Here is a 24,434-nt window from a genome sequence, read left to right on the forward strand (position 1 = left end):
CGCGAGACCTCCCGTGTCCTACTTCGTGCGCGTCCGCGCGCCAACCCGAGCTCGGATTTCTGGATGCGTCGTCACACCGCGATGCGTCATGAACGCGGCGACGACCGCCACCTTGTCTTGACGCTCGCCGATCGAACGTCCGCGACGACCGCATGTCGCAGCGTGCGGCGTCTGCCCTTCAGCGTCTGCGACGAGCGCTGCGACCGCTGCGTCGCGCGTCGTCCGCGGCGAGCAACGCCAGCTCGTGCGCCGCGCGCAGCCCGCTCTCGATCGCGCCGTTCATGTAGCCCTGCCAGCGATCGCTCGTGTGCTCGCCGGCGAACACGACGCGCGCGTGCGGACGACGGAGCCAGGCGCGCAGCTCGGGATCGAACGTCGGGTCGAAGAACGCGTACGCGCCGCGCGACCAGCGCTCGCGCTCCCAGCACGCGACGTGTCCGTGCAGGGCGCGCGCGTCGTGCGCGCCGAGCCAGGCGAGGTCCTCGCGCACGACGTCGAAGCCGCCGCGCGCGATGCGCTCGCGCAGGGCGCGGCTCGCGCGTCCGCCGGCGAGCAGCGTGAGGATGCCGGCGCGTCCGCGCTGCTCCTCGTTCGCGTCCCACACCGCACCGTGCGGCATGTCGGAGCCGTAGGCACGCGGACGTCCGCGCACGCGCCAGAAGGCGCGCTCGAGCTGCACGTTCGCCTTCGCCATCGCGCCGTAGCGCAGGCGCGCGATCGCCTCGTGCTGCGACGCGGGCAGCGCCGGCGAGAGCGAAACCTCGCGCAGCGTCGAGGTCGGCAGCGCGACCACGCACCAATCTGCGTGCAGCGTCTCGCGTCGGCCGCGCGCGTCCTCGGTTTCGACGACGACGGACGACGTTCGTCCTGCACCTGCCCGCGTGCGGCAGCGGATCGCGCGCACGACGCAGCCGGTGCGCACGACGACGTCGCGCGCGAGCGCCGCGGCGAGCTGGTCGTTGCCGCCGCGGATGCGGTAGAGCCCGCCGCGCGCAGCCCCACCTTCCTGAGCAAGCTCGTCGACGAGCTGCAGCAGCGACATGTCCTCGGGGTCGGCGGCGAAGAAGCCGCGCAGGCTGGTCGCGAGCGCGCGCAGGCCCGCGCCGGCGCCGACCTCGTCGAGCCACTGCGCGACCGAGCGCCGCGCGATGGCGCGCGCGATCGGACCTTCCCAGCGTCGCTCGGCGAGCCGGAACGCGTCGATCTCGGGCGCGAGGCGATGCGCGAGCTCGCCCCAGCCGCTGGCACCTCGGTGCACGCGCCGCACGCCGTCGTCGTCGAGACGGTACGACGCGAAGCCCTGCTTCAGGATCGGGACGAGCTCGAGTCCCAGACGGCGCACGAGGCCGATGATCGTGTCCTGACCTTCGTCGATGAGATCCGCGCCCGCTTCGGCGTGCTGGCCGTAGGCGAAGCCCTCGCGGACCGTCCACACGCGCCCGCCGATGCGCTCGCGCGCTTCGAGAACGATCACCTCGAAGCCACGCGCGCGCAGCTCGCTCGCTGCAGCGAGTCCCGCGAGCCCCGCGCCGACGACCGCGACCTTCCCCGCGCTCAAGCCGCCTCGCCGCCTCCCATCCGCAGCATGGTGCGCACGATCTCGTAGCGGTCGCGCGTCACCCGCGCAGGAACGACGCCTCGGCGGCGATCGCGAAGCAGCGCGCGACCTCGCTGCCCGTCAAGATGCCGGCCGTCACCAGCAGCTCGACCTCGCGGCGCAGATCGGTGCCGAGGATGTACGTCGCGTCGGTGTTGATCGTGAACTTGACGTCGTTCTCGAGGAACGTGCGCAGGATGAAGCGCAGCTCGTCGAGCCCGCTCACCGCGCGCGTGCTCAGGTTCGACGTCGGGCAGATCTCGAGCACCACACCCGCCTCGCGCAGACGGTCCATTGCCTCCTTCGAGTACGCGGCGCGGATGCCGTGACCGATCCGCTGCGGGCGCAGACGCTCGACCGCCGCGATCACGCCGTCGGCCGCGGTGTGCGGCGTCTCGCCGGTGTGCACCGTCGTTCCGAGGCCGGCGTCGCGCGCGCGCTCGAACATGCCGGCGAAGCGCTCGGCCGACGCCGGGTCGAGCTCCGGACGCTGGCGCTCCGTGCCGGCGAGGTCGATGCCGACCACGCCGCGCGAGCGGTAGCGGATCGCCTTCTCGACGATGATCTCGTTGAGCTCGGTCGGGAACTCGCGCGCGAGGCAGAAGATCAGCCCGGCCTTCATGTTGTACTCGAGGCAGGCGCGGTCCATGCCGCGCAGCGCGGCATGGATGATGTGGTCGAGGTCGCGCTCGCCGCCGAGGTTGCGCTTCATCGGGTTGAAGCGCAGCTCCATGGTCGCGACGCGCGAGCCGCGGTACTCCTTCGCCAGCACCTCGTAGATCGCGCGCTCGATCGCGTGCGGCCCGGACTGGATGCGCTCCGTCCAGCGGTGCAGGATCTCGAGGTAGTCCTCGAGGCTCTTGACGCGGTCGGGGCTCGCGGTGACCAGGTCGACGAACTCGAAGTAGCCGCGCACCGGCAGCTTCATGCCCTGCGAGTGCGCCATCTCCCAGAGGATGTGCGGCGCGACCGCGCCGCCGACGTGCAGGTGCAGCTCGGTGAGCCACTCGGGCAGCCCGGGGATGGCGGCGCGCTCCGGGCTGCGCAGCGTCGGGACGGGGATCGCTTCCGGCGCCATGCTTCAGCGAAGCGCCGGCGCGACGCAGGGTCAAGCCTGACGGCGAATTCGCTCGGGCGAGCGCGGCACGAGGTCGAGGTCGATCTCGCGTCGGGCCTCGGGATGCTCCTTCACCCAGCGCGCGATCTCGCTGCCGCGCGCGAACCACACGCCACCCGCGGCCTGCATGTCGCGCACCAGACGCTCGAGCAGACGCACGCGCGACGGACGGCCCATGAGCCAGGGGTGCATGGTGAGCACGAAGCAGCAGCCGAAGTCGCGCATGGCGAAGAACTCCTGCCACCAGAGGTCGTGGACCTTCTCGCAGTTCTCCGGAATGACGCCCCAGTGCGGGTCGGCGTTGAACGCGAACTGCTCCCAGTCCTCGAGCATCCACTGCGCGGGAATCTCGACCAAGCGCTCGCGCAGCAGGTAGGGCACGTCGTCGCCCATCAGGCTCGAGTCGTAGAGGAAGCCCTCGCGGACCAGCAGCTCGGGCGTGCGCGGATTGATCTCGTACCAGGGCGCGCGGTAGCCGACCGGACGCACGCCCGAGAGGCGCGTCAAGATGTCCGTGGTCCTGCGCAGCACGTCGCGCTCGCGCGCCGCGGAGAGCGTCGGCAGGCGCTCGTGCAGGAAGCCGTGGACGCCGATCTCGTGCCCGTCCTGCGCGATCGCCTGCAGCATGCGCGGGTGACGCTCGGCGACCCAGCCCGGCACGAAGAAGGTCGCCGGCACGTCGAGGTGCGCGAGCAGCTCGAGCAGACGCGGCACGCCGACGCGCGGCCCGTACTCGCACTGCGACATCGTCGAGAGCCGCTCGACGAGCTTCGGATCCTCCGACAGCGCCGTGGTCTCGCCGTCGACGTCGAAGCTCAGCATCACCGCGCAGCGCGCGCCGTCGGGCCAGACGAAGCGCGGCGCGGGAGCGAACGGTGCGGGCTTCACCCGAGCCATTCCCGCTCCAGGCGCGCGACGGTCGTGAGCCGTCCCCACACGCCGCCCTCCTGCTCGACCATGCGCTCGCACGCGCGACGGATCTCGGGATCGAAGGTCGAGATCGCGTCGCGCACGTAGTCGCACGCGAAGCCGCGATCGACCGCCTCGCGCAGCGTCGTGTGCACGCAGACGTCGGCCGTCACGCCGGCGATCGCGAGCCGTCGGATGCCACGCGCGCGCAGCAGGAGCTCGAGGTGGCTCTTGCAGAACGCGCCGTACGTCGACTTGTCGATCACCGGCTCGTGCGCGAGCGGGGCGAGCGGCGCGATGATGTCGTGCCCCGGCTCGCCGCGGATGAGAAGGCGTCCGAGCGGACCCGGGCTGCCGATCTCGGCGCCCGCGCGACGCGAGCGCTCGAGCTTCGTCGGATCGCAGTCCGAGAGGTCGGGCGCGTAGCCCTCGCGCGTGTGGACGACGAGCAGCCCCGCGCGGCGCGCGGCTTCGAGCAGACGGCGCGCGTGCGGCACGATCGGACGCACCCAGTCGACGCCGCCCGCGTGGTCGGCGTAGCCGCCGCGCTCGCAGAAGTCGCGCTGGAAGTCGATCATCAGAAGCGCCGTGTCGGACACGGGCGAGCCGTTCAGCGAAGGGCTTGCGTCGTGCACCGCGGGCGTGCGGTCGCAACGTCGGTGCCAGCGTTCTCGTGCGCAGTGTCGAGGCGCGCGGGTCGGCGCGGCGCTCACGATGCGGGCAGGCGCTCAGCGAACGTGCAGCGTGCATGCGAAGAAGAATGACCGCACGCCGCACGATGCGCGCGGCACGACGCCTGCATCGCGTGGCGCGCGTGACCGGTTCCGGCCCCGACCCGTCCGCGCGCGCGACCCTTGATGCGCCGCCGCGCGTCCCGCTCGAGCTCTGCGGCCTCTGGCGACGCGTCTCCTACGAGCGTCCGGACGCGCCACCCGACACGACGACGCGCGTTTACTGGCTGCAGACGCCGACGCTCTACGTCGACCTGCGCGTGCCGGCCGCGCGCGACGTCGGCGCCTGCGGCGCGGGCGCGCGCCTCGAGGAGCTGAGCGACGCGCTGCTCGCGACGCTCGCAACGCAGGAAGGCTTCGCCGGCTGGACGTCGCTCGAAGGGAACCTCTGCCGCTGGCACCGCGACATCGACTTCCAGCCGCCGAGCGGCGTTCCCGACGAGGGACGGCTCGAGATCGACGGCGACTGCATCGTCGAGCACGGCGTGCACGTGCCGTATCGCGAGGTCTGGCGGCGCGTGCCGGGCAGCACGGGCGACTGGCTCGCCGGGCGTGCGGTCGGCGACGCCGCGAGCGGCGGGCGCACGACCTACCTCGTCGCCGGCGGCGACTGGTTTCTCTACGCGCGCTCGCGGCGCTCGCGGGAGCTGCCGCGCACAGATTCACTCGCCGACCTGATCGCGGCGCGTACGCTCGAGCGCGCAGAGCTCGTCGAGCTGCTCGACTTCGAGATCTCGCTCGGACGCCGCGACGGCGGCGCGCAGCCGTGGCAGATCGTGCTGTCGACGCTGCCGTTTCGCGAGGGCGCGACGCTCGCGCCGGTCGTTCGAAGGTCGGTCGCGCGCGACGCGCGCGAGCCGTGCGAGGCGCGCGACGCCGAAGGCCCGTGCGACGCGCGCGGCGCAAGAACGCGACGCACACGCGAGGCGACCGATGGCTGAGCTCGACGGCAAGCGCGTCCTCGTCACCGGAACCTCGCGCGGCATCGGCGCCGCGATCGCGCGCCTGTTCTGCGCCGAGGGCGCGACCGTGCGCGGGCTCGACCGCGCCGCACCACACGACGCGATCGCCGGCGACTTCCGCGCCTGCACGGTCGACCTGCGCGACGCGGCGGCGACCGCGCGCACGGTCGACGCGGTGCTCGCCGAGCTCGGGGCGGTCGACGTGCTGGTCAACAACGCGGCGATCCTGCCGTTCCGCTTCATCGAGGAGACCGACGACGCGACCCTCGAGGACGTCGTCGCGGTGAACTTCCTCGCCCTCTACCGGCTCTGCCGGCAGCTTTATCCGACGATGCGCGCGCGGCGCGCGGGGACGATCGTCAACGTCGCTTCCGAGCTCGCGCTGGTCGGGCTCGCGGGCTACACCGCGTACTGCGGCGCGAAGGGCGCGGTGCTGGCGTTCACGCGCGCGCTCGCGCTCGAGGCGGCGCCCTACGGCGTGCGCGTCAACGCGCTCTGCCCGGGTCCGACCGACACCGAGATGATGGCGCGCGAGCTCGCCGCGGCGCCGTCGCCGGATCGGGCGCGCGAGGAGATGCTCTCCAGCGTGCCGCTCGGACGCCTCGCGCGCCCCGAGGAGATCGCGCAGGCGGCGCTGTTTCTCGCGAGCGACCGCGCGAGCTTCGTGCACGGCGCGACGATCGTGGTCGACGGCGGCCGCACGACGATCTGAGGCGAGCGAGCGACGCGCCGAGGAGAGCGCGCGCTCGCGTCACTCTCAGCCGTGGCGCGCCGAGACGGCGCGCGACACGCGCGCGGCTGGCGTCCACTCCACTCCCACCGCTACGGCAACGCCAGGCCGCGCGCGCGTCACGCGCCCGCTTGTGCTCCCTGCCGATCGAACATCTTGCGCAGCAACCGCTCGCGCGTGCCGGTCTCGGAGCGCGACTCGTGCAGCAGCGCGACGATCTCGCGCTTGAGCCGCATGAACTCCGGGTCGAGCCGTTGCTCGACGGTGCGCGGCTGCGGCAGGTCGACGCGCAGCTGCGCGCGCACGCGACCCGGACGCGGCGACATCACGATGATGCGGTCGGAGAGGAAGATCGCCTCGTCGACGTCGTGCGTGACGAAGACGATCGTCTTCCGCCAGTGCAGACGCACGAGCAGCAGCAGCTCCTGCATCTCCTCGCGCGTCTGCGCGTCGAGCGCGCCGAACGGCTCGTCCATCAAGAGCACGGACGGATCGTTGGCGAGCGCGCGCGCGATCGCGACCCGCTGCTTCATGCCGCCCGAGAGCTCGCGCGGGTAGGCGTTGTGGAAGTCGCCGAGACCCATGAGGTCGAGCAGCGCGTAGACGCGCTCGATCCGCGCCATCACCTCGGCGACGCTGCCGTCGAGCGCGTGGTTCACCTTCAGCGTGCTCGCAAAGCGCGTGTTCTCGAGCACGGTGAGCCAGGGAAAGAGCGTGTAGTTCTGGAACACCATGCCGCGGTCGGGGCCGGGCTCGCACACCTCGCGGCCGTCGAGCAGGATCGAACCCGCGCTCGCGTCCTCGAGGCCGGCGATGATGTAGAGCAGCGTCGACTTGCCGCAGCCCGACGGTCCGACGAGCGAGACGAACTCGCCGTCGTCGACCGTGAACGACGTCGGCGCCAGCGCCTGCGTCGTCTTGTTCTTGGTCGCAAAGACCTTCTCGATCCCGCGGATCTCGAGCTTGACGTCACCCACGGCGCCTCCTCACCTCGCCGTCGCCGCCCAGCGGAAGAAGCGCCGGTGAAGCGCGCGGAAGACCATGTCCAGCGTGAGGCCGATGATCCCGAGCAGCAGCAGGTAGACGAAGATGCGCGGCGTCTGCAGGTAGCGCGAGAACTTGAGGATGCGGTAGCCCAGACCCTCGTTCGCGGCGACCAGCTCCGCGACCACGAGGTACGTCCACGCCCAGCCGTTGCACAGCCGCAGCGCGTCGAACACGCCCGGCAGCGCCGCCGGCCACAGCACCTTGCCGATGATCTCGCTGCGCTTGGCGCCGAGCGTGTAGCTCACCTGCACGAGCTCGTACGGCACGCGCCGCACCTCGTCGGCGACCATCAGCACCATCTGGAAGTACGTGCCGGCGAAGATCAGCATGACCTTCGGCAGCTCGCCGATGCCGAACAGCACCATCATCAGCGGGATCAGCGCCGGCACCGGGATGTAGCGCACGAATTCCGAGAGCGGCTGGATCAGCCCCTCGCCGACCTTGAACGAGCCGATCAGGATGCCGATCGGGATCGCGATCAGCGCCGACAGCGCGAAGCCCGCGGTGACGCGGAAGAAGCTCACCTTGACGTCGGTCCAGATCGCGCCGTCGCCGAGGAAGCCGAGCGCCGCCTCCCACACCTTCTCCGGCGCCGGCACGAAGACCGGGTTCACGAATGGCTGGTGGCTGACCCACTGCCAGAAGAGGAAGGCCGCGAGGAAGCTCAGCGCCGCGAGCCCGAGGTACGCGGGCCGCGGGATGTCGCGCCGCAGCGCGAACCAGCGGGTGCGTCGCACCGCTCGCGCCGGCGCGTCGGCCTGCGCGGGCGGCGGCGCGGCGACGGCCGGCGTGCTCGCCCCCGCGGTCAAGACCACCCCGACGTCGTCCCTGCGCATCTGCGGCAGTCCCGCCATCGTCTCACGTCACTTCTTCAGCGCCTGGACGAACTTCGGCTCGAGCGCGGCGCCGTAGTCGGGGATCTCCTTGATCTGATCCATCTTCTTCAGGAACTCGGCGATCGTCTTGCCGCTGCCGTAGAGCGAGGTGTTGTCGTCGCGCTTCTCGAAGCCGTTCAGGTTGGCCTCGAGGTCGAAGAACTTCGTGCCGGGGAGGAAGGCCTTGTATTCCGACGGCGGCTGCTCGACGACCTTCGCCATGATCGCGACCGCCTCGTCCTCGTTGTTGCGGATGAAGTCGACGATCTCGAAGAACGACTTGACGGCGGCCTGGATGTCCTCTGGGCGCTCCTCGACGACCTTGGCCTGGAACACCGCGAGGTCCGGGATCAGGCCCGGCATGTCGGCCGAGCTGTAGATCACCTTGCCCTTCCCCTCGCGCTGGATCTGCGCGATCCACGGCTGCCAGATCGCCGCCGCGTCGAGCTTGCCGGCGATGAACGCGGCGGCCGCGTCCTGCACCGTCAAGTTGGTGTACTTGATGTCGGACTCGGTCATGTCGTTCGCGGCGAGCGCGTTGAGCAGCATGAAGTGGTCGACGGTGGCGAGCTCGGTGCCGACCGTCTTGCCTTTCAGATCCTTGACGGACTCGATGCCCGGCTTGGCGACGATCGCGTCGTTGCCGAACGAGTTGTCGAGGATCAGCACGACCTTGAGCGGGATGCCCTCCGAGAGCGGCGCCATCGTATCGCTCCAGGTCTGCAGGTTGCCGTCGAGCTTGCCGGTGTTCAGCGCGGTCAGCGAGTCGGTGTAGACCGGGAACCAGACGAGCTCGACGTCGACGCCGTTCTTCTCGAAGATCCCCTTCTCCTTGCCGATCTGCCACGAGGTGAAGCCGGGCCAGTCGCTGTAGCCGATCTTCAGTGGCTCCTTGGCGTGGGCCGCAGGCGCGGCGCCGAGCGTCAGGGCCGCGACGGCGACGCACACGGTGGCGAGCGTGATGAGCCTTTTCATGAGGTCGTCTCCTCTCTGGGTTCGGAAGCGGCGGTGGCTCAGAAGAACTTCGCGTAGCGAGCGATCTCCCAGTCGCTCACGTGCTGGTGGTACTCCTCCCACTCGGCGCGCTTGTACTTGACGAACTCCGCGCACAGCTCCGGACCGAGCACGCGCTCGACGAACGGATCGGCTTCGAACGACTCGACCGCTTCACCGAGCGTGCGCGGCAACGGCTGCACGCCGGCCGCGGCGAGCTGCGCGTCGCTGAGCTCGTAGAGGTTCTCGGCGTGGGGCTCGCCGGGATCCAGCCCCTCCCGGATCCCTTCGAGCCCCGCCGCCAGACACAGCGCCGACGCGAGATACGGATTCATCGACGAGTCGGCGTTGCGGCACTCGCAGCGTCCCCCCGCCATCGGGACGCGCAGCGAGTTCGAGCGATTGTTGGTGCCGAACGAGTTGAAGACCGGCGCCCACGAGTAGTAGCTCATCGCGCCGCGGCGGATCAGGCGCTTGTAGCTGTTCACCGTCGGCGCGAGCACGGCGCACAGCGCGCGTCCGTGACGCAGGATTCCAGCGATGAACTGGTAGCCGAGCTTCGAGAGGCCGAGCCCGCGCGGATCCTCGCTCTTCGGCACGGCAAACAAGTTTCGTCCGGTCGAGGTGTCGGCGAGGCTCATGTTGAGGTGCGCGCCGTTGCCGGTCTTGCCGGCGAACGGCTTCGGCATGAAGGTCGCGACGAGCCCGAGCTCCGACGCGACGTGCCCCGCCATGTGGCGGAAGAACACGTAGCGATCGGCCATGGTGAGCGCGTCGGTGTAGCCGAAGTCGAACTCGAACTGGCCGTTGCCGTCCTCGTGATCGAACGAGTAGACGTCCCAGCCGAGCTCGTTCATGTACGTGACCATGCGGTCGAGGAACGGGAACGCGCGCAGCAGACCGCGCACGTCGTAGCAGGGCTTGACGAGATCGTCGGTCGCGTCCGGCACGACGAGGCGACCGCCCTCCTCGCGCAGCACGTAGACCTCGCACTCGATGCCGGTGTTGAAGGTGAAGCCCATCGCCTCGGCCTCGGCGAGGACGCGGCGCAGCACGACGCGCGTGCTCAGCGGATAGGGCTCGCCGTGGAAGTAGTTGTCGGCCGGGATCCAGGCGACGTCCTTGCGCCACGGAATGCGGATCAGGCGGTCGAGGTCGGGCTGCGCGCTGATCTCGTCGTCGTTCGGCTCCTGCCCGAGGCCGTCGAGCGCGTAGCCGGTGAACAGCTCCGAGCCGTGCATCATGTGCTCGAAGTGCTCGATCGGAACGCACTTCGCCTTCGGCCGGCCGTGGATGTCGACGTAGGCGCCGATGCAGTAGCGCACGCCCGCGTCGCGCAGCTCCTGCTTCTTCTTGACGATCGTGTCGCTGGCCTCGGGGCTCATCGACGTGCTTCCTCCGCGAAGGAGCCCGCCTCGAGCGGCGGCCTCTCGCGCAGCCCCGCCCGCACCTGCTCGGTCAGATCGTCGACGATCATCGCGAACAGCTCGCGTCCGAGCTCGACGGTCGCGCCGCTCGGGCTGCCGGTGACGCCGTTCGTGCTCGTGCGGTTGACGGGGTGCGCGAACAGCAGGCCGCGCGTGCGGTCGGGATCGTCCGCGCTCGCGAGCTCGGAGGCGCGCACGCGCTCCGGGCTCAGCGCCAGGATCAGCGAAGTCTCGGCGCGGTTCGCGTGCCAGTCCTCGGCGTCGCTCAGGAACGCGCGCCGCACGCGCTCCGACACCGCGCCGACGTCGCGCAGCGCGACCATGCAGTCGTCGAAGCGCGAGCGCAGCAGCTCGAGCGCGCAGCGCAGCGGCGCGGCGTTGGTCACGTGGCCGTTCACGATCAGGATCCGCCGGAAGCCCGCGCGGATCGCCCACGATCCGCACTCGAAGACGAGCTGCGCGAGCGTCTGCGGCTCGAGCGACAGCGCGCCCGGCCAGCGGTGCGAGTGCCCGAGCGAGCAGCCGTAGGGCACCGACGGCAGCACCGGCACGCCGGTGCGCGCCGACACCGCATGCGCGACCGAGGTCGCGGTCACCGTGTCGGTGTCGACCGCGAGGTGCGGACCGTGCTGCTCGGTCGAGCCGACGGGCAGGATCACCATGTCCATGCCCGCGTCCCGCAGCGACGCGATCTCGGGCCACGTCAAGTATTGCCAGAGGACGGGCCGCGGTTCGTGTGAGGACGGGCTCATGCGTCGATGGCGTCCCGGCAGCAACTGAGATGCCACCTGCCCGGGCGCGCAGACGCCCGTGGCGCGGGGTTTCGTCGTGGGTGGTGCATGCGCAAGCGGCAATCGCCGCCCGCATCGCGGGCACGCGCCCACGACGCGGGCAGCGACGTCGTCAGCGACGTCCGGTGAGGTGCTCCATCAGAAGCTCGTCGAAACGGTGCACGCCGAGCTCCTTCTGCGGGAAGAACGGGCCGCGGATGTATCCGGGCGAGTTGGCGACCATCTGCACCTGCGGCAGGAGATCCATGTCCTCCTGCTGCACCTGGTCGTAGAGCTCACGCAGCGGCTTCAGGTTCTCCTCGGCGAGCGCCTCGGGCGTGTCGGGCACGAGCCACTCCCAGCGCACGCGCGTGCGCGTCACCGACTGCGGGTCGACGAGGTAGATGATCACCAGGTTCGGGTTCACGATCCACGCGAAGTTCGGCCAGAAGCTCATGATCGAGCTGCCGCGCAGCCAGCGCTCGTCCATGTCGAGCTTCATCGTCGCGCGCGGCATGCCGCCGGTGAGCTCCGGGCTGTCGGGCGCGAACGGCGTGTACTGGCGGTACGAGAAGTCGTGGACCTCGGCGGTGATCAGGTGGTGGCTGTTGTTCCACGACACGTCGTTGGTCCCGTACACCGACTTGTGGACGAACGGCTCGTGGTAGAACTCCGCGTTGTTCTCGACGTAGAGCTTCCAGTTCGAGTCGGTGAAGTAGTCCTTGGCGTAGACGCGCTTCCACTCCTCGAAGCGCACGCCGGCGAAGACCTCGCCGAGGTCGCCCATCTGCTCCGCGAGCGGTCCCGCCGCCGGGTCGAGGTTGACGAAGATGAACGGCCCCCAGGTCTCGAGCTTCAGGGGTGCCAGGCCGTTGTCCTCCTTGCGGAACCACGGCAGCTTGTCGATGCCGGGCGCGCCGCCGCAGCGTCCTTCCTGATCGAACCACCAGGCGTGATACGGGCAGGTGAAGATCGACGCCTCGCCGCAGCCCTGCGCGACCGGTGCTGCGCGGTGCGGACAGACGTTGTGGAACGCGCGCAGCGTGCCCTTCTTGTCGCGCACGACGAGGATCGGGAAGCCGGCGACGCTGGTCGCGACGTACGTGCTCGGAGCGGGCAGCTCGTCGACGTGCGCGACGTAGAGCCAGCGGCGCGCGAAGAAGCGCGTGCGCTCGAGCTCGAACACCGCGGGGTCGGTGTACATGAACGCGGGGAACGTCCGCGCGTGCTCGATCGGCGTCGGCGTCCAGGTGCGCAGGTACTCCTCGAAGGTCAGCGGCGGCGCGCTGATGTCGAACGAAGTGGCGAGAGCGACCATGCCGCGCGTCGAGAGCAAGTTCCGCTCCCCTGCTGCGAACCACGCATCTTCTGCGTTTCTGCGACGCGCGCGCGCGTCGCAGCGATCGCGCGTGCTCGACGAAGCAGCGCCCGCTGCCCACGTCGTCGGCGACGCGCGCGCTGCTCGCGCTTTGATCAGCGTGCGCACGCCGTGAGCAACGCGAGCGCGCGCGACGCTCACGCGAGCGCGCAAAGACGCGCGCTCCGCGGTGGCATGCTTCTCGCTCCCACCGCGCGCAGCAGCGACTAGGGTTCCGGCGCGGACGCGCATCCGCGCGGCTGGTCCGAGGGTCGCACTTCGGCGCGGTCGAGCGCGCCGAACACACGGCGGGACAAAAGCCCGGGAGGCCCGACGCCGAGGATGCTCGGTGGACCCCCGCGTGCGGCCCACCGATCGGCATCCCCGGCAAGCAACGAATATCCGGAGGGTGCCGAAGATGGACGAACCGCGAGGACACGAGCCCGGCGAGCTGCTCTGGGCCGAGGAGATTCCCGGCGGCAAGCACTGGTCCTTCGTCCTGCGCCGGGGCACGCTGCTGCGCCTCGTCGACCTCACCGGCGACGCGAACGTCGGGATGCTCTTCTACAACCCGGCGAATCCGCTCGAGCGCTACAACGCGCCCGACACGCTCAAGTGCCAGCACACCTTCAAGCTGACGCGCGGCAACTGTCTCTACTCCGACATGGGCCGCATCTTCTGCTCGATCGTCGACGACACGGTCGGCTGGCACGACACCGCGTGCGGCACGTCGACGCGCGCGATGATCGCCGAGCGCTGGGGCCTCAAATCCTACCAGGAGCATCGCAACGACTGGACGCTCGCCGGCTACGAGAGCTTCCTCGTCGAGGCCGGCAAGTACGGCCTCGGCCGGCGTGACCTCGCAGCGAACGTCAACTGGTTCAGCAAGGTGACGGTCGCCGAGGACGGCGCGATGACCTACGTCCCCGGCAACTCGAAGCCCGGCGACCACGTCGACCTGCGCTTCGAGATGGACACGCTGGTGCTCTTCCACACCTGCCCGCACCCGCTCGATCCGTCGCCCGAGTACCCGCGCCGTCCGATCCGCTACGAGCTGCGCGTCGCACCACCGGTCGCGGACGACGACTTCGCGCGCCGCTCGCGACCGGAGAACGAGCGCGGCTTCGAGAACAACCGCCTCTACCACCTGCTCGATCGCGGGGGTGCGTCATGCTGCTGAAGGAGAGCGATCGCGACCCGGCGACCGCGACCTACCGCAAGGTCGTCCCCGCCGGCGACTACTGGATGCACGTCGTGCGCGCCGGCGAGGCGCTGCGCATCGTCGACCTCGAGGGCAATCAGGCGGCGGACACGCTCTTCTACAACGCCGCCGATCCTGCCGACCGCTACAGCGCCGTCGACACGATCCGCGCGCAGCGCAACGTCTACCTCGGCGTCGGGACGAAGCTGCTGTCGACCGGCGGCAACGTGCTGCTCGAGATCGTCGCCGACACCGTCGGACGTCACGACACGCTCGGCGGCGCGTGCGCGACCGAGTCCAACACCGTCCGCTACGCGCTCGAGAAGAAGACCATGCACGCGTGCCGCGACTCGTGGCTGCTCTCGGTCGCGGAGAACGACCACCTCGGCCTCACGAAGCGCGACATCACGCACAACATCAACTTCTTCATGAACGTCCCGATCACGCCGGACGGCGGGCTCACCTTCGCCGACGGCGTGTCGGGTCCCGGCAAGTACGTCGAGCTGGTCGCGGCGATGGACGTGATCGCGCTGATCTCGAACTGCCCGCAGCTCAACAACCCGTGCAACGCCTGGAACCCGACGCCGATCGAGGTGCTGATCTTCCCGCCGCGCGCCTGATGTTCCGCAAGGTCCTGATCGCCAACCGCGGCGCGATCGCGTGCCGCATCGTGCGCACGCTCGACCGCCTCGGCGTCGCGAGCGTCGCGATCTACTCGGAAGCCGACCGCCACGCGCGCCACGTCGCGCTCGCGGGCGAGGCGGTGTGCGTCGGCCCGCCGCCGGCCGCGCAGAGCTACCTCGACGTCGATCGCGTCGTCGCGGCGTGCAAGGCGACCGGCGCGGACGCCGTCCACCCCGGCTACGGCTTTCTCAGCGAGAACCTCGAGTTCGCCGAGCGTCTCGCCGCGGAGGGCATCCGCTTCATCGGTCCGCGCCCCGAGCACATCCGCGCCTTCGGCTCGAAGCACGCGGCGCGCGACGCGGCGGCCGCGTGCGATGTGCCGCTGCTGCCCGGCAGCGGCTTGCTGACGAGCGTCGAGCAGGCGCGCCGCGAGGCCGAGCGCATCGGCTACCCGGTGATGCTCAAGAGCTCGGCCGGCGGCGGCGGCATCGGGCTGCAGCTCTGCCACGGACCAGACGAGCTCGACTCGCTGCTCGCCACCGTCAGGCGCCTGAGCCTCGCCAACTTCAAGGACGACGCCGTCTACCTCGAGAAGTACGTCGAGCGCGCGCGGCACGTCGAGGTGCAGATCTTCGGCGACGGCCGCGGCACGGTGGTCGCGCTCGGCGAGCGCGACTGCTCGCTGCAGCGCCGCAATCAGAAAGTCCTCGAGGAGACGCCGGCGCCCGACCTGCCTCCCGCGACGCGCGCCGCGATGCTGGACGCCGCGGTACGCCTCGGGCGCAGCGTCGCCTACGAGTCCGCGGGCACGGTCGAGTTCATCTACGATCGCGCGGAGGATCGCTTCTACTTCCTCGAGGTCAACACGCGCCTGCAGGTCGAGCACGGCGTCACCGAGGAGGTGACGGGCGTCGACCTCGTCGAGTGGATGGTGCGTCAGGCGGCGGGCGATCTGCCGCCGCTCGAAACGCTCGTGCCCGAGCCGCGCGGCGCGGCGATCGAGGTGCGGCTCTATGCGGAGGATCCGGGCAAGGGCTTCCTGCCCTGCGCCGGACGCTTGACGCACGTCGCGCTGCCGGAGGACGCGCGCGTCGACGGCTGGGTCGAGAGCGGCACCGAGGTGACGCCGTACTACGACCCGATGCTCGCCAAGCTCATCGTGCGCGGCGAGAACCGAGACGAAGCGCTGCGCCGCCTGCGCGACGCGCTCGCTGCGACCGAGCTGCACGGCATCGCGACCAACCTGCACTATCTGCGCGCGATCGCGGCGTCGCCGATGCTCGAGGCGGGCGAGGTGAGCACGCGCGCGCTCGCCGCCTTCGACGACGCCTCGCCGACGATCGACGTCCTCGCGCCCGGCGCGCAGAGCAGCCTGCAGGACTGGCCGGGGCGCGTCGGCTACTGGGACGTCGGCGTGCCGCCGAGCGGGCCGATGGACCCGCTCTCGCACCGGCTCGCGAACCGTCTGCTCGGCAACCCGTCGGATGCGGCGACGCTCGAGATGACCCTCTCGGGTCCGACTCTGCGCTTCCGCTGCGCGACCTGGATATGCTTGACGGGTGCCGAGATGCCGGCCACGCTCGACGGCACGCCGGTGCCGTGGTTCACGCCGGTCGAGGTCGCGCCGGGCCAGGTGCTGGCGGTCGGCGCCGTCGCCGGCCCCGGGCAGCGCGCCTACCTCGCGGTGCGCAACGGCTTCGACGCGCCGCTCTACCTCGGGAGCCGCGCGACGTTCTCGCTCGGCGGCTTCGGCGGCCACGCGACCGGCGTGCTGCGCGCGGGCGACGTGCTGCACGTGCGCCGCGAGGGTGCCATCGCGCCGCCCTACCCGGGCCCGCTGCCGGACGCGCTGCGCCCCGAGCTCGGGCGCGAGTGGCGCCTCGGCGTCCTCTACGGCCCGCACGGCGCGCCCGACTTCTTCACCGAGCGCGACGTCGCGACGCTGTTCGAAGCCGAGTACGAGGTGCACTTCAACAGCGCGCGCACCGGCGTGCGCCTGATCGGGCCGAAGCCCGAGTGGGCGCGTCCCGACGGCGGAGAGGCTGGGCTGCACCCGTCGAACATCCACGACAACGCCTACGCGGTCGGCACGCTCGACTTCACCGGCGACATGCCGATCCTGCTCGGACCCGACGGCCCGAGCCTCGGCGGCTTCGTCTGCCCGGTGACGGTCGTGCAGGCCGAGCTGTGGAAGCTCGGGCAGCTCAAGGCGGGTGACCGCGTGCGCTTCGTGCGCCTGGACGCCGCCGACGCCGAGCGCCTGCGCGCAGTACAGGATCGCGCGATCGAGACGCTCGCGGAACCCGCGACGACGCCGCTGCCCCCGTCGCGCAGCGGCGGCGACGCCGAGCAGGCGATCGTGCGTCGCACGGAAGTGCGGGGCACGGCGGTCTGCATCCGCCGCTGCGGCGACGACTACCTGCTGGTCGAGCTCGGCGAGCCGGCGCTCGATCTGACGCTGCGCTTCCAGGTGCACGCGCTGATGGAGTCGATCGCGCGCGAGCGCCCCGAGGGCCTCCTCGATCTGACGCCCGGCATCCGTTCGCTGCAGCTCCACTTCGACGCGCGCGTGTTGCCGATGCCGCGCGTGCTCGCGCTGCTCGACGAGCACCTCGCGGCGCTCCCCGCGGTCGACGCGATCGAGGTGCCGACGCGCATCGTGCACATGCCGCTCTCGTGGGACGACGAGGCGGCCCGGCTCGCGATGCGCAAGTACCAGGAGCTCGTGCGTCCGGACGCGCCGTGGTGTCCGTCGAACCTCGAGTTCATCCGGCGGATCAACGGTCTGCCCGACGAGGACGCCGTCAAGCAAATCGTCTTCGGCGCGAGCTACCTGGTCCTCGGGCTCGGCGACGTCTACCTCGGCGCGCCGGTCGCGACCCCGGTCGACCCGCGCCACCGTCTGGTGACGACCAAGTACAACCCGGCGCGCACCTGGACGCCGGAGAACGCGGTCGGCATCGGCGGCGCGTACCTCTGCGTCTACGGCATGGAGGGCCCCGGCGGCTACCAGCTCGTCGGCCGCACGGTGCAGGTGTGGAACACCTGGCGGCAGACGTCGAGCTTCACCGACGGCAAGCCCTGGCTGCTGCGCTTCTTCGACGAGATCCGCTTCTTCCCGGTCGACGGATGCGAGCTGCTCGAAGCGCGCGAAGCGTTCCTGCACGGCGCCTACGAGCTGCGCATCGAGCCCTCGACCTTCCGCCTCGCCGACCACCTGCGGTTCCTCGAAGCCGAGCGCGACTCGATCGCGCGCTTCAAGCAGCGTCAGCAGGCGGCGTTCGCGGAGGAGCGCCGGCGCTGGCAGGAGCTCGGCCTCGCGACCTACGTCGCCGACGACGACGTCCCGCCGCCGACCGACGACGAGCCGCAGCTCGCCGACGGCCACGCCGCGGTGACCTCGCCCGTGCCGGGCAACGTCTGGAAGGTGCTCGTCGAGCCGGGCGAGCGCGTCGCCGCCGGACAGGTGGTGGTCGTGCTCGAGTCGATGAAGATGGAGATGGAGGTCGTCGCGCCGAGCGCGGGGATCGTCGCCGAGATCGGCTGCCAGCCGGGTCGGACCGTGCAGGCCGGCCAGCGCCTGATGGTGCTGGCGGAGGCGGCGTGAGCGCCGACGTCTTCACCATCGACGCGCTTGCACGCGCCTACGACGACGGCGCCGATCCCGCGGACGTCGTCGCCGCGGCCTACGAGCGGATCGCCGCCTGCCCGGACCCCGCGGTGTGGATCACGCTGCGGCCGCGCGACGAGGTGCTGGCGGAAGCGCGCGCGCTGCCGCGCACGACGCCGCGGCCGCCGCTCTGGGGCGTGCCGTGCGCCGTCAAGGACAACATCGACGTTGCCGACCTGCCGACGACCTGCGCCTGTCCGCCGTTCGCCTATCGTCCCGAGCGCGACGCGCCGGTGGTCGCGCGCCTTCGCGCCGCGGGCGCGCTCGTCCTCGGCAAGACCAACCTCGACCAGTTCGCGACCGGCCTCGTCGGCGTGCGCTCGCCGTACGGCGCGCCGCGCTGCGTGTTCGACGAGCGCCACGTCTCCGGCGGCTCGAGCTCGGGCTCGGCGGTCGCGGTCGCGCGCAGGCTCGTCGCGTTCGCGCTCGGCACCGACACCGCGGGCTCGGGACGCGTGCCCGCGGCGTTCAACCATCTGGTCGGCATCAAGCCGACGCGCGGGCTGCTGAGCACGACGGGAGTGGTGCCGGCCTGCCGCTCGCTCGACTGCGTGAGCGTGTTCGCCGCGACCGTCGCCGACGGCGACCTCGTCCGCCGCGTCGCGCAGGCGCTCGATCCCGAGGACCCGTACTCCCGCGCGCCGCAGCCGCGCGCCTTGCGCGCTCTGCCGGAGGACGGCGCGGTCATCGGCGTCCTCGCCGACGCGGACCGCGAGTTCTTCGGGGACGACGCGTCCGCCGCGCTCTACGCGCGCGCCGTCGAGGGTGCCGCCGCCGCGGGCTTCGGCGTGCGCGAGATCGACTGGGCGCCGTTTCGCGACGCGGCGCGCCTGCTCTACGGCGGCGCCTGGGTCGCCGAGCGCCTCGCGGCGCTGGAGGAGGCGCTCGCCGCGCACGAAGCGGCCTTCGACCCGGCGGTGCGCGAGATCCTCGTGCAGGCGAAGGGCGTCACGGCCCCCGACGCGTTCCGCGCCGTGCACCGCCTCGCCGAGCTCGCGCGGCGCGCCGAGGCGACCTGGCGCGAGGTCGACTTCCTGCTGCTGCCCACCGCGCCGACCATCTACCGCGTCGACGCCGTGCAGGCGGACCCGCTGCGCCTCAACGCCAACCTCGGCACCTACACCAACTTCGTGAACCTGCTCGACTGCTGCGCGGTCGCCGTGCCGGCGGGCTTCACGCCGGCCGGGCTGCCGTTCGGCGTCACGCTGGTCGCGCCGCCCTTCTGCGACGACGCGCTCGCCGTCGCCGCCGACCGCCTGCACCGCCTGCTCGCGCCGACCTGGGGCGCCGAGCGCCTGCCGCTGCCCGAGGCGCGGCCGCCCGGACCGTCCCCGGACGCGACGGTCGACGTCGCGGTGGTCGGCGCCCACCTGAGCGGCGAGCCGCTCAACCCCGCGCTGGTCTCGCGCGGCGCGCGGCTCGTCGCGCGCACGCGCACCGCAGCGGACTACCGCCTCTTCGCCCTCCCCGGCACCACGCCGGCGAAGCCCGGCCTGGTCCGCGAGCCCGGCTTCGCCGGCCCGGGCATCGAGGTCGAGGTGTGGCGACTATCAAGCACAATGTTCGGTGGGCTGGTGGCCGAGGTGCCGCCGCCGCTCGCCATCGGCAGCGTCACCCTCGAAAGCGGGGCGGTCGTGCACGGCTTCGTGTGCGAGGCGTGGGCCGTCGCCGGCGCCGAGGACATCACGGCGCACGGCGGCTGGAAGGCCTACCTGCGCACGCTCCGTGGCGGGTGATGGGCGTCGAGGAGCCGCGAGCGTGACGGAGCACCGCGTCAGCACGGCGGAGGATCGCGTCAGCGCGGCAAGGGATCACGCCACCATGGCCGAGAACCGCGCAGTGCCGCCCGCCCGCTGCACAGCGCGCGGGCAGCTGCTCGCTGAAGCGGCAGCGATGGCCGCTCACGCGTCGCGAGTGCCGCGACTTTCCGCGCGCCAGGGCGGCATGAGCGTTGCTCTCGACGCGACCGACATTCCGCGGAGCGCTCCGCGCGTCCGCCCCTAGCCCTGAGAGAGGAGAAGCGATGCTTGCGACATTCTCGCGTCCCAGCGGTGCGCGCTGTCGGACATTGGTCTTGACCCTGTGCCTGGCTCTCGTGCCGCTCACGGCCGCTGCGGAGCAGCCCGCTCCGGCAGGCGACGTCGAGCCCGGCAGCACCCCCGCGACGACCATCGAGCCTTCGGGACCCAACACGGGCAAGGTCGCACTGGCCGCCGGCTCGGACTTCACGACCGCCTACTTCTTCCGTGGCATCCTGCAGGAGCGTGACGGCTTCATCTGGCAGCCCTACGGCGGCGTGACGATCACGCTCGCGGAGGACATCGGCGCCGGCGTGATCAACAACATCGACCTCACGTTCGGCACCTGGAACAGCGTGCACACGAAGAAGACCGGCGCCACCTCGAGCCCGTCGAACTGGTTCGAGTCCGACGTCATCGCCGGCTTCAACGTCGGCCTGTGGGACTTCGTGTCGACCAACATCAGCTACGTCGCCTTCACCTTCCCGAACGGCGCCTACGCGACCGCGCAGGAGCTCGACTGGACGATCGCGTTCGACGACTCGTCGCTGCTCGGGCCGTTCGCGCTGAACCCGTCGATGCTGTGGGTGTTCGAGGTCGACGGCACCGCGTTCGGCGACCACGAGGGCATCTACCTCGGTCTCGGCGCGAAGCCCGAGGTGACGCTGTTCGAGGACGCGGACTACCCGCTGACGCTCGCGCTGCCGCTGACGCTCGGCCTGTCGGTGTCCGACTACTACGAGGAGCCGGGCGGCGACAACGACACCTTCGGCTACTTCGACGCCGGTCTCGTCGCGAGCGTGCCGCTGAGCTTCATCGACTCCGCCTACGGCTCGTGGAGCGTGAGCGCGAGCTTCGACGTGATGGCGCTCTCCGGAACGCTGGCGCGCGCCAACCGCGGCGACGGCACGTTCTTCATCGGCAAGGCGGGCATCGCCTGGGAGTACTGAGCGAGCTCCGACTCCCGGAAAGGAAGGCCCCGCACGAGCACGGCGTGCGGGGCCTTCCGCCTTTTTGCGGACTCTGCCTTCGCTCGAGCGACTCGGCGCGTAGGTCGCAGACGAGGCAGCGACCGCGCGCGTCCGGCGGCGGACGGCAGCGTCAGGCGGCGCGGAACCCCGCCGCGAGACGATCGAGCTGCTCGAGGCGCGAGCCGAAGGCGACGTCGAAGCTGCGCGCGCGCTTCACGTAGAGGTGCGCGTCGCACTCCCAGGTGAAGCCCATGCCGCCGTGGTTCTGCACGTTGTCGGCGGCGTTCTGCAGGTAGGCGCCCGCGCACAGGATCTTCGCGACCGACACCTGGAAGTCCTGATCGGCCGCGCCGTCGCGCACCGAGACCACGGCGTAGGTCGTCGACGAGCGCGCCACCTCGGCGCGCACCGCCATGTCGGCGCAGCGGTGCTTGACGGCCTGGAAGCTGCCGATCGGCCGGTCGAACTGCTTTCTCACCTTCGCGTACTCGACCGACATCTCGACCGTGCGCTGGATGCCGCCGACCGCCTCGGCGCACGACAGCACCGCCGCTGCGCGCCGCAGCGCGCGTGACGCGTCGCCGCCGGCGAGCACGTCGGCGCGCGCCGCGCTGAAGCGGACGTGCGCGATGCGGCGGGTCGGATCGAGGCTCGGGCGCGGCTCGACCGCGACCGCGGCCGACGCGGGAACCCACAGCACCGCCTCCGGCGCGAGGACCAGGAACGCGGCGGCACCCTCGGAGTCCGGGACGTAGAGCGCCTGGCCGGTCAGCTCGCCGTCACGCGCGACGAGCGAGCTCGCGGCCGCGGTGCCGTCGACGAGTGCTGCGCGGATCTCGCCGTGCAGCACGCGCGCGAGCTCGTCGCGCTTGCCGCCGTGCGCGGCGAGCGCGCGCGCCGCGAGCACCGAGCCGAGCCACGGCCCGGGCGCGAGCACGCGGCCGAGCTCCTCGAAGAGCACCATCTCCTCGGTGATCGCGTAGCCCGCGCCACCCTGCGCCTCGGCGACGGCGAGGCCGAAGAAGCCGAGCTCGCCCGCGCTGCGCCACAGCGGCGCGAGCGCGTCCGGTCCCGCCTGTGCGAGCTCGCGCACGCGCGACATCGGCAGCTCGCCGTCGAGGAACTCGCGCACCGAGGTCTGGATCGCCTCCTGATCGGCGCTGAGCATCAAGTCCATTGCGGAACGCCCCTTCCCTGCCCGCTCAGCGCGGCAGCCCGAGCACGCGCTCGCCGATGATGTTGCGCTGGATGTCCTTCGAGCCGGCCGCGATGGTCGACGCGAACGACAGCAGCCAGCGGAACACCCAGGTCTCGCGGACGCGCTTGCGCCGTCCGCCCAGCTCCTCCGACGGCGACTCCTCGGCGTCCCAGTCTAGGATCTGCGGGCCGAGGATCTCCATCGCGAGCCCGTGCACGCGCTGCTGCAGCTCGGAGAAGAAGAGCCGGATCAGCGACGCCTCCGAGCTCGGCACGCCGGTGCGCGCCGTGCGGCTCACGCTGCGGTAGGTCATCGCGCGCAGCGCCTCGACTTCCGCGCGCAGCAGCGCCAGGCGGCGCGCGACGTCGTCGTCGTCAATCGCACGTTTCGTGCGCGCCGGGTCGCCCGCGGCCGCTCCGCCGAGCGGCGTGTGTCGCGCGAGCTCGATCAGCTCGTCGACCATGCGCGTCAAGCGCACCTGCTCGGAGAGGAACGCGGTGCCGCGCTCGAAGCTCAGCGTCGACATCGCGACCCGCCAGCCGTCGTTGATCTGGCCGACGACGTTGGCGCGCGGGATGCGAACCTCGTCGTAGAACACCTCGCAGAAGTCCTGATGCCCGGCCATCGTGCGGATCGGACGGATCTCGATGCCCTTCGCGTCCATCGGGCAGATCACCCAGGTGATGCCCTTGTGCTTCGGCGCGTCGGGATCGGTGCGCACGAGCAGCTCCTGGAACTCGGCGATCTGCGCGAAGCTCGTCCAGATCTTCTGCCCGGTGACGACCAGGTGATCGCCGTCGATGACGGCGCGCGTCGAGAGTCCGGCGAGGTCCGAGCCTGCGCCGGGCTCCGAGAAGCCCTGACACCACACCGTCTCGCCGCGCAGGATGCGCGGCAGGTGATACGACTTCTGCTCCTCGTTGCCGCAGGCGATGAGCGTCGGTCCGCCGTGGTTCAGGCCGACGAACAGCGTCGAGGGCTCGTGTGCGCCGGCGCGCGCGAACTCCTCGTACCAGATGAGCTGCTCCATCAAGGACGCGCCGCGGCCGCCGTACTCCTTGGGCCACGAGATGCCCGCCCAGCCGGCCTCGTACATCTTGCGCTGCCAGGCGAGGTCGAAGTCGCGTCGAGCGAAGATGTCGTTCTCCGCCGGCGGATTGCTCGGCTTGTTGGCCTCGATCCACTCGCGAGCGCGCTCGCGGAAGCGCTCCTCCTCCGGCGTGAAGGTGATGTCCATCGCGGATCCCATTGCAGGGACGCGCCGGGCGGGCAAGCACCCGAGCCCGCGCGATCTCAGTCCGCGAATTCGGGGCGAATCCGGCTCGCGAAGACCTCGAGCTGCTCGAGCAGGTGCGCGAGGCTGCGGCTCGGAAAGCGCAGGTTCATCGCGCTGGCGCCGATCGCGCGGTAGCGGCGCAGGAGCTCCGTCATCGCCTCGCGCTCGCCGGCGACGGTCGGGTCGAAGAGCTTCTCCGGCGAGAACACGAACTCGAACGGCTCGCCGCGCTCCTCGCGCTCCCGCCACGCGCGCCAGCCGCGCGCCTTCTCGAGCAGCGCGCCGAGCTCGTCGAGCGTCAAGTAGAACGGATCCCAGCCGTCGGCGAGCTCGAGCGCGCGGCGCAGCGAGCGCGGCGTCCGACCGCCGAGCCAGATCGGCATGCGGCGCTGCACGGCGGTCGGGTCGACGACGAAGCCCTCGATCGTGAAGTGCGTGCCGCGGTAGACCGGCTCGCGCTCGCCGAGCACGGCGCGCAGCGCGCGGATCGCGTCCTCGTAGCGCGCGCCGCGGCCCGCGAAGTCGACTCCGAGGAGATCGAACTCGGGCTCGAGGCTGCCGACGCCGACGCCGAGGATCAGCCGTCCGTTGCAGATCCGGTCGAGCGTGCCGTAGCGCTTCGCGACCGCGAGCGGGTGGTGGTACGGCAGCACGATCACGTGCGTCGCGAAGCGGATGCGCTCGGTGAACGCGGCGAGCCAGCCGAAGGTCGGCAGCGGATCGTAGTAGCGCGCGCCGCGCGTCGCGACGACCTCGCTCGGGATCGCGACGTGCTCGCTGCACGTCAGGTGGTGGAAGCCGAGGCGGTCGGCGGCGACCGCGATCTCGCGCAGCTCGTTCGGTCCGGCGTCGCGCTCCCAGGCGCCGTGCCCGGTCGGCGTCAGGGTGACGATCGGCGTCGTGAGTCCGAAGCGCATGCCCCGCCTTATCGCCTCCACGCTCTCACGGCGAGCGAGTCGGC

The 24,434-nt window shown here is 71.3% G+C and carries 20 protein-coding genes and 1 riboswitch; of the genes, 7 read left to right on the top strand and 13 right to left on the bottom strand.

The annotated features are described in order from the left end of the window. Window positions 1-178: 178 nt before the first annotated feature. The 4 genes from VIS07_17585 to VIS07_17600 form a co-directional block, all read right to left on the bottom strand. A complete protein-coding gene (locus VIS07_17585) occupies window positions 179-1,558 on the bottom strand; it encodes an NAD(P)/FAD-dependent oxidoreductase (protein HEY8517326.1) in 1,380 nt (459 codons plus the stop codon). Window positions 1,559-1,616: 58 nt separating this feature from the next. Further along, window positions 1,617-2,612, bottom strand: a complete 996-nt coding sequence (locus VIS07_17590; protein ID HEY8517327.1) for an adenosine deaminase — start codon at window positions 2,610-2,612, stop codon at window positions 1,617-1,619. Window positions 2,613-2,705: 93 nt separating this feature from the next. Further along, window positions 2,706-3,602 carry a polysaccharide deacetylase gene (locus VIS07_17595; protein HEY8517328.1) on the bottom strand — a complete coding sequence of 299 codons (897 nt, stop codon included), beginning with the start codon at window positions 3,600-3,602 and terminating at the stop codon, window positions 2,706-2,708. Next, entirely contained in the window at window positions 3,599-4,201 is a 603-nt protein-coding gene (locus VIS07_17600; GenBank protein HEY8517329.1) for an isochorismatase family cysteine hydrolase, read from the bottom strand. The genes VIS07_17595 and VIS07_17600 overlap by 4 nt, the downstream gene beginning before the upstream one ends. A 236-nt stretch (window positions 4,202-4,437) precedes the next feature. Here VIS07_17600 and VIS07_17605 point away from each other — a divergent pair, with 236 nt between their 5' ends. Together VIS07_17605 and VIS07_17610 are read left to right on the top strand one after the other, a co-directional pair. Next, window positions 4,438-5,295 (top strand): hypothetical protein, encoded by an 858-nt coding sequence (locus VIS07_17605; GenBank protein ID HEY8517330.1) that lies wholly within the window; start codon window positions 4,438-4,440, stop codon window positions 5,293-5,295. After that, window positions 5,288-6,028: an SDR family NAD(P)-dependent oxidoreductase gene (locus tag VIS07_17610; protein ID HEY8517331.1), complete on the top strand. Its 741-nt coding sequence runs from the start codon at window positions 5,288-5,290 to the stop codon at window positions 6,026-6,028. The genes VIS07_17605 and VIS07_17610 overlap by 8 nt, the downstream gene beginning before the upstream one ends. A gap of 137 nt (window positions 6,029-6,165) precedes the next feature. Here VIS07_17610 and VIS07_17615 read toward each other — a convergent pair whose 3' ends face one another. From VIS07_17615 to VIS07_17640, 6 genes are all read right to left on the bottom strand, one after another. Beyond that, complete coding sequence (locus tag VIS07_17615; protein ID HEY8517332.1) at window positions 6,166-7,023, bottom strand: ABC transporter ATP-binding protein; 858 nt, start codon at window positions 7,021-7,023, stop codon at window positions 6,166-6,168. 9 nt (window positions 7,024-7,032) lie between these two features. Further along, window positions 7,033-7,947 (bottom strand): ABC transporter permease, encoded by a 915-nt coding sequence (locus VIS07_17620; protein HEY8517333.1) that lies wholly within the window; start codon window positions 7,945-7,947, stop codon window positions 7,033-7,035. Window positions 7,948-7,956: 9 nt separating this feature from the next. Beyond that, window positions 7,957-8,943, bottom strand: coding sequence for an ABC transporter substrate-binding protein (locus tag VIS07_17625; protein HEY8517334.1), 987 nt, complete (start codon window positions 8,941-8,943; stop codon window positions 7,957-7,959). A gap of 38 nt (window positions 8,944-8,981) precedes the next feature. Then, the gene (gene glnT, locus VIS07_17630) at window positions 8,982-10,346 is read right to left on the bottom strand and encodes a type III glutamate--ammonia ligase (protein HEY8517335.1); all 1,365 of its coding nucleotides are present in this window, start codon (window positions 10,344-10,346) and stop codon (window positions 8,982-8,984) included. Beyond that, window positions 10,343-11,140: a creatininase family protein gene (locus VIS07_17635; protein ID HEY8517336.1), complete on the bottom strand. Its 798-nt coding sequence runs from the start codon at window positions 11,138-11,140 to the stop codon at window positions 10,343-10,345. The genes glnT and VIS07_17635 overlap by 4 nt, the downstream gene beginning before the upstream one ends. Window positions 11,141-11,291: 151 nt before the next feature. After that, entirely contained in the window at window positions 11,292-12,494 is a 1,203-nt protein-coding gene (locus VIS07_17640; GenBank protein ID HEY8517337.1) for an aromatic ring-hydroxylating dioxygenase subunit alpha, read from the bottom strand. A gap of 237 nt (window positions 12,495-12,731) precedes the next feature. After that, window positions 12,732-12,845, top strand: a riboswitch (guanidine-I (ykkC/yxkD leader). Window positions 12,846-12,933: 88 nt separating this feature from the next. Here VIS07_17640 and VIS07_17645 point away from each other — a divergent pair. From VIS07_17645 to VIS07_17665, 5 genes are all read left to right on the top strand, one after another. Further along, window positions 12,934-13,695, top strand: coding sequence for an urea amidolyase associated protein UAAP1 (locus VIS07_17645; GenBank protein HEY8517338.1), 762 nt, complete (start codon window positions 12,934-12,936; stop codon window positions 13,693-13,695). Then, entirely contained in the window at window positions 13,689-14,336 is a 648-nt protein-coding gene (locus tag VIS07_17650) for an urea amidolyase associated protein UAAP2 (GenBank protein HEY8517339.1), read from the top strand. Before VIS07_17645 ends, VIS07_17650 begins: the two co-directional genes overlap by 7 nt. Beyond that, complete coding sequence (gene uca / locus VIS07_17655) at window positions 14,336-17,947, top strand: urea carboxylase (GenBank protein ID HEY8517340.1); 3,612 nt, start codon at window positions 14,336-14,338, stop codon at window positions 17,945-17,947. The genes VIS07_17650 and uca overlap by 1 nt, the downstream gene beginning before the upstream one ends. Continuing rightward, entirely contained in the window at window positions 17,944-19,746 is a 1,803-nt protein-coding gene (gene atzF / locus VIS07_17660) for an allophanate hydrolase (protein ID HEY8517341.1), read from the top strand. The genes uca and atzF overlap by 4 nt, the downstream gene beginning before the upstream one ends. A gap of 338 nt (window positions 19,747-20,084) precedes the next feature. Next, a complete protein-coding gene (locus VIS07_17665; GenBank protein HEY8517342.1) occupies window positions 20,085-20,978 on the top strand; it encodes a hypothetical protein in 894 nt (297 codons plus the stop codon). Between the two features lie 151 nt (window positions 20,979-21,129). On the opposite strand, the gene VIS07_17670 is transcribed toward VIS07_17665, so the two are convergent. Genes VIS07_17670 through VIS07_17680 form a run of 3 tightly spaced genes read right to left on the bottom strand, consistent with a single transcriptional unit; the run spans window position 21,130 to window position 24,390 of the window. Further along, window positions 21,130-22,176, bottom strand: coding sequence for an acyl-CoA dehydrogenase family protein (locus VIS07_17670; protein ID HEY8517343.1), 1,047 nt, complete (start codon window positions 22,174-22,176; stop codon window positions 21,130-21,132). A 25-nt stretch (window positions 22,177-22,201) separates the two neighbouring features. Further along, window positions 22,202-23,434 (bottom strand): acyl-CoA dehydrogenase family protein, encoded by a 1,233-nt coding sequence (locus VIS07_17675; GenBank protein ID HEY8517344.1) that lies wholly within the window; start codon window positions 23,432-23,434, stop codon window positions 22,202-22,204. Window positions 23,435-23,490: 56 nt separating this feature from the next. Further along, a complete protein-coding gene (locus VIS07_17680) occupies window positions 23,491-24,390 on the bottom strand; it encodes an LLM class F420-dependent oxidoreductase (protein ID HEY8517345.1) in 900 nt (299 codons plus the stop codon). Window positions 24,391-24,434: the final 44 nt, after the last annotated feature.

The organism is Candidatus Binatia bacterium (genome assembly GCA_036563615.1).
In the GTDB taxonomy this organism is placed as follows: domain Bacteria; phylum Desulfobacterota; class Binatia; order UBA12015; family UBA12015; genus DATCMB01.

Excerpts from the sequence above, each read along its gene's own strand:
- VIS07_17600 (HEY8517329.1), bottom strand. The coding sequence starts at position 4,201 with ATGATCGACTTCCAGCGCGACTTCTGCGAGCGCGGCGGCTACGCCGAC.
- VIS07_17610 (HEY8517331.1), top strand. The coding sequence starts at position 5,288 with ATGGCTGAGCTCGACGGCAAGCGCGTCCTCGTCACCGGAACCTCGCGC.
- VIS07_17620 (HEY8517333.1), bottom strand. The coding sequence starts at position 7,947 with ATGGCGGGACTGCCGCAGATGCGCAGGGACGACGTCGGGGTGGTCTTG.
- VIS07_17625 (HEY8517334.1), bottom strand. The coding sequence starts at position 8,943 with ATGAAAAGGCTCATCACGCTCGCCACCGTGTGCGTCGCCGTCGCGGCC.
- glnT (HEY8517335.1), bottom strand. The coding sequence starts at position 10,346 with ATGAGCCCCGAGGCCAGCGACACGATCGTCAAGAAGAAGCAGGAGCTG.
- VIS07_17635 (HEY8517336.1), bottom strand. The coding sequence starts at position 11,140 with ATGAGCCCGTCCTCACACGAACCGCGGCCCGTCCTCTGGCAATACTTG.
- VIS07_17645 (HEY8517338.1), top strand. The coding sequence starts at position 12,934 with ATGGACGAACCGCGAGGACACGAGCCCGGCGAGCTGCTCTGGGCCGAG.
- uca (HEY8517340.1), top strand. The coding sequence starts at position 14,336 with ATGTTCCGCAAGGTCCTGATCGCCAACCGCGGCGCGATCGCGTGCCGC.
- VIS07_17670 (HEY8517343.1), bottom strand. The coding sequence starts at position 22,176 with ATGGACTTGATGCTCAGCGCCGATCAGGAGGCGATCCAGACCTCGGTG.
- VIS07_17675 (HEY8517344.1), bottom strand. The coding sequence starts at position 23,434 with ATGGACATCACCTTCACGCCGGAGGAGGAGCGCTTCCGCGAGCGCGCT.
- VIS07_17680 (HEY8517345.1), bottom strand. The coding sequence starts at position 24,390 with ATGCGCTTCGGACTCACGACGCCGATCGTCACCCTGACGCCGACCGGG.